Source organism: Nocardia veterana NBRC 100344 (assembly GCF_000308855.1).
Taxonomy (GTDB): domain Bacteria; phylum Actinomycetota; class Actinomycetes; order Mycobacteriales; family Mycobacteriaceae; genus Nocardia; species Nocardia veterana.
On record NZ_BAGM01000002.1, the window covers coordinates 1 to 4,497 of the forward strand.

Below are 4,497 nucleotides of genomic sequence, written 5' to 3' on the forward strand. Positions count from 1 at the left end.
CGGCGGCGGTGGGCGCCGACCGGCTCGGACCGCGGCCACCGCATCGGCGAACTCGCCACCGCTGCGATAGCGCCGAGCCGGGTCCTTGGTCATCGTGATCTCGATCAGCTCGCGCACATTCGGCGGCAGATCGGCGGGCATCGGCGGCGGGGCTTCCCGGACGTGCTTCATCGCGACGGTCAGGGCGCCGTCCCCGGAGAACGGGCGATGGCCCGACAGTGCCTCGTAACCCACGACGCCGAGGGAGTACACGTCGCTGGCCGCGGTGGCGTCCTCACCGGTGGCCTGTTCGGGCGCGATGTACTGGGCGGTGCCCATCACCATGCCGGTCTTCGTGACCGGTGACGCGTCGACCGCCTTCGCGATGCCGAAGTCGGTGATCTTCACCTGGCCGGTCGGCGTGACCAGGATGTTGCCCGGCTTCACATCGCGGTGCACCACACCAGCCGCATGCGCCACCTCGAGCGCGCGACTGGTCTGCTCCAGCATGTCCAGGCCCTGGCCCACCGAGAGCCGGCCGAGGCGATTGAGGACCGCGTTGAGCGGTTCGCCCTGGACCAGTTCCATCACCAGATAGGCGGTTTCCCCACCCTGCGGGTCGTAGGTCTCGCCGTAGTCGTAGACCCCGGCGATACCCGGGTGATTGAGCTGCGCGGTGGTCTTGGCCTCGGTCTTGAACCGGTGCCGGAACGTCGGATCCGCGGAGAATTCGGCCTTCAACACCTTCACCGCCACGCGGCGGTCGAGCCGGGTGTCCAACGCCTCCCAGACCTGACCCATACCGCCCGTGGCGATCAATCTTTGCAGCCGATAGCGATCGGCGATCAGCGCACCGTTGTTCAGCATTGCGGCCCCCGTCGGTAGCTTCGCTGATCGCGACGTTGTTGCATATCCACCTGGGGTCCTGGTCCTCGCTCATTCATAGTGGTCAGCCCCCCTGCAATCCGGCATCGAGCACCGCCCGTGCCACCGGCGCCGCGACCGAGCCACCGGTCGCGGCGAGTGCGCGGTCGCCGCCGTTCTCCACGATGACCGCGATGGCGATCTTCGGGTTCTGCGCCGGGGCGAACGCGATGTACCAGGCGTGCGGCGGGGTGTTGCGCGGGTCGCTGCCGTGTTCGGCGGTGCCGGTCTTGGACGCGATCTGGTACGGCCGCGGTTGATTGCCGCCCGCCGTGGCCTTCTCCGACGCGATCATCATCCCGGTCAGCTGGCTGGCCACCGGGGCGCTGATCGCCTGACCGACCGACACCGGTTTGGTCGTCGACAGGTCGCGCAGATCGGGCCCTTGGGTCCGGTCGATCAGATGCGGTTCCATCCGAACGCCGCCATTGGCCACGGTAGCCGCGATCACGGCGTCGTCGAGCGGGGTGAGAGCCACGTCTCGCTGTCCGATACTGGTCTGTGCGAGTGCCGCGTTGTCCGGAATCGGCCCGACCGTGCTGTCGGCGACCGGGATCGGGATGCCGGAGTGCGGTCCGATACCGAAGGCCGCGGCCTCGTCCTTCAGCTTCGACGCCCCGACCTTCATGCCGATCTCGGCGAAGGCGGTGTTGCACGAGAGCCGGAAGGCGTCGTGCATCGTCGCCGTCGCGCCCCCGCCGCACGGGGTGCCGTTGTAGTTCTCCAACGTGGTGTTCGTGCCCGGCAGGGTGATGTTCGGTGCGGCGGTGAAGGAGTCGTCGGGCTTGATGCCCATCGACAGCGCGGCCGCGGCGACGACGACCTTGAACGTCGAACCCGGCGGATAGGTCTGCGACACCGCACGATTCAACATCGGCTGGCTCGGGTCCGCGCTCAGCGATTCCCAAGCCTGGGTGGCACGGGCGCCGTCGTGGGTGGCCAACTGATTCGGGTCGTAACTGGGCGTGGACACCATGGTCAGGATGCGGCCGGTGCTGGGCTCGATCGCCACCACCGAACCGGTGTAACCCTTGCTGGTGAGTTGGTCGTAGGCGACCTGCTGCATCACCGGATTGATCGTGGTCACCACGTTGCCGCCGCGCGGATCGCGGCCCGAGATCATATCGATCAGGCGACGCCCGAACAGGGCGCTGTCGGAACCGTTGAGCACCGAATCCTCGGAACGCTCCAGGCCGGTGCTGCCGTACTGCATCGAGTAGAAGCCGGTCACCGGGGCGTAGGCGGCCGGATCGGTGGGGTAGGCGCGCAGATATTTGTATCGATCGTCGGTGGCGACGGAGCTGGCGAGGACCGAGCCGCCGGCCGATATCTGGCCGCGCTGACGGCTGTATTCGTCGAGCAGGACCCGGGAGTTGCGCGGATCGTTGCGCAGGCTGTCGGCCTTGATCACCTGGACGTAGGTGGCGTTCAGCAGAAGCGCGACGATCATGACCATCACGGCCATCGCGACCCGGCGGAGCGGGGTGTTCATGCCGGCTCTCCCTTCTCCGGGCGGATCATCTCGGTCTGCGCTTCGGCGATCGGCGCGGCCTCCCGGCGACGGGGCGGCGCCGGCGCGCGGGCGGCGTCGGAGATCTTGACCAGCAACGCCAGCAGGGCGTAGTTGGCGAGCAGCGAGGAGCCGCCGTAGGACACGAAGGGGGTGGTGAGGCCGGTCAGGGGGATCAGCTTGGTGACGCCACCCACCACCACGAATACCTGAACGGCGATGGTGAACGCCAATCCGGCGGCGAGTAGTTTGCCGAAGCTGTCGCGCACCGCCAGCGCCGTGCGCAGGCCACGCACCACGAAGACGGCGAACAGCATGAGCACGGCGGTGAGTCCGATCAGCCCCAGTTCCTCACCGATGGTGGCGACGATGAAGTCGGTCTTGGCGAACGGCACCTGGGAGGGGCGCCCACTGCCGAGGCCGGTCCCGGCCAGACCGCCGGTGGCCAGGCCGAACAGCGATTGTGAGATCTGGTAGCCGGTGTTGTTGTAGTCGTCGAACGGATGCAGCCAGGTCGACACCCGGACCCGCACATGTCCGAAGGCGTTGTAGGCGAGGAAGAATCCGAGTGCGAGTAGTCCCGCGCCGACGATCAGCCAGCCCACTCGTTCGGTGGCGATGTAGAGCAGCGCCAGCACGGTGGCGAAGATCAGCAGCGAGGTGCCGAGATCCTTCTCGAAGAACAGCACCACCAGGCAGGCGGCCCAGACCAGCAGGATCGGGCCGAGATCCCGGGGGCGCGGCAGCTCCATCCCCAGAACGTGCCGCCCGGCCGCGGTGAACAGATCCCGCTTGGCGACCAGCACCGAGGCGAAGAAGATGATCAACAGAATCTTCGCGAACTCGCCCGGCTGCACGCTGAAACCCGGGAGCCGGATCCAGATCTTGGCGCCGTTGGTTTCGGAGAACCTGCCGGGCAGCAGCGCCGGAATCATCAACGCGACCAGGCCGAGCAGGCCCAGCGTATAGCTGTAGCGTGCCAGCGTCCGATAGTCGCGCAGCAGTACCAGCACCGCGACGAACAGCGCGATCCCCAGCGCCGTCCACAGCACCTGCTGATTGGCGTCGGGGGAGGGGATCGGCCAGGAATTGTGGATCGCGGTCTGCTCGTCGGCCAGGTCGAGACGATGGATCAGTACCAGCCCCAAGCCGTTGAGCAACGCCGCGATCGGTAACAGCAGCGGATCGGCGAAGGGCGCGAACCGCCGCACGGCCAGATGCGCGACACCGAACAGCCCCAGGTAGGCGAAACCCAATTTGGCCAGATCCCAGGTGATTTCCTGATCCTGGCTGGCCTCCACCAGCACCAGCGCAACCGTGGTGATCACCACCGCGAACCCCAGCAGCAACAGTTCGACGTTGCGGCGGGTCGAGGGTGGCGGCGCGGGAGCGAACCCGCCCGGTGGACTGGGGAACGCTCCAGCGGACGGCGGTGCCGGTGCGGACATCAGTCCGCCTTCCTGCAGTTCTCCCCCGGAGTCTGAGGGGCCGGCGCCGCGGTGGTGGGTGCCGGCTGCTCGGAATGGGCGGGGGCGTTGGTCGGGTTGGGCGCGGGGGTGCCCGACGGCGCGGGCGCGGAACTACCCGGGGCCGAGCTGCCGGGCGCCACGGTGCTGCCCTCGGCAGGCGGCGGAGCCACCGGAGCGGCGGGTTTCACGCACACCGGCAGCAGATCGGTGGCGGCCAGCTTCTCCAGTTGGCCACGCGCCGAATCGAATCCACCGGGCGGCAGCAACCCGTTGTTGACCTTGTCACGTCCGGTCTGCTGCAGATCGTCGACCTGCAGCTGCTTGCACCCGCTCGGGAAGCCGGCGCCGGGACGCATCAGGGTGACCTTGTTCTGGCGGTCGACACACACCAGTTGGTCGACGTCCTGAATCGAGTAGCCGAGGACCGATCCGGGCAGGCCGCGCATGATCACCACGTTGCCGTTGTCGGCGCCGACGTAGTAGTTGCTGCGAATCATCTTGTAGCCCACGACCAGTCCGACCACGACGGCCACGACCAGGGCCACCGCGAGGGCGATCCAGCGCCCCTTGTGGCTCTTGCCCGGCGCGGGCGGCTCCGCGGTCACGGCCGCCCGG

3 protein-coding genes and 1 pseudogene are annotated in these 4,497 nt (G+C 68.0%); all 4 read right to left on the minus strand.

Annotation, left to right across the window (positions count from 1 at the left end; all coding sequences use genetic code 11):
* The coding region (locus tag ON37_RS00050) for a serine/threonine-protein kinase (protein WP_040715134.1) at positions 1 to 846 on the minus strand (846 nt) is incomplete at its 3' end.
* A gap of 82 nt (positions 847 to 928) precedes the next feature.
* On the minus strand, positions 929 to 2,395 hold the full coding sequence (locus tag ON37_RS00055; protein ID WP_040715135.1) for a peptidoglycan D,D-transpeptidase FtsI family protein: 1,467 nt from the start codon (positions 2,393 to 2,395) through the stop codon (positions 929 to 931).
* Positions 2,392 to 3,861, minus strand: a complete 1,470-nt coding sequence (locus ON37_RS00060; RefSeq protein WP_040715136.1) for an FtsW/RodA/SpoVE family cell cycle protein — start codon at positions 3,859 to 3,861, stop codon at positions 2,392 to 2,394. The genes ON37_RS00055 and ON37_RS00060 overlap by 4 nt, the downstream gene beginning before the upstream one ends.
* Positions 3,861 to 4,497, minus strand: a pseudogene (locus ON37_RS00065) (serine/threonine protein phosphatase); the annotation flags it as partial. The gene ON37_RS00060 and the pseudogene ON37_RS00065, both read right to left, overlap by 1 nt.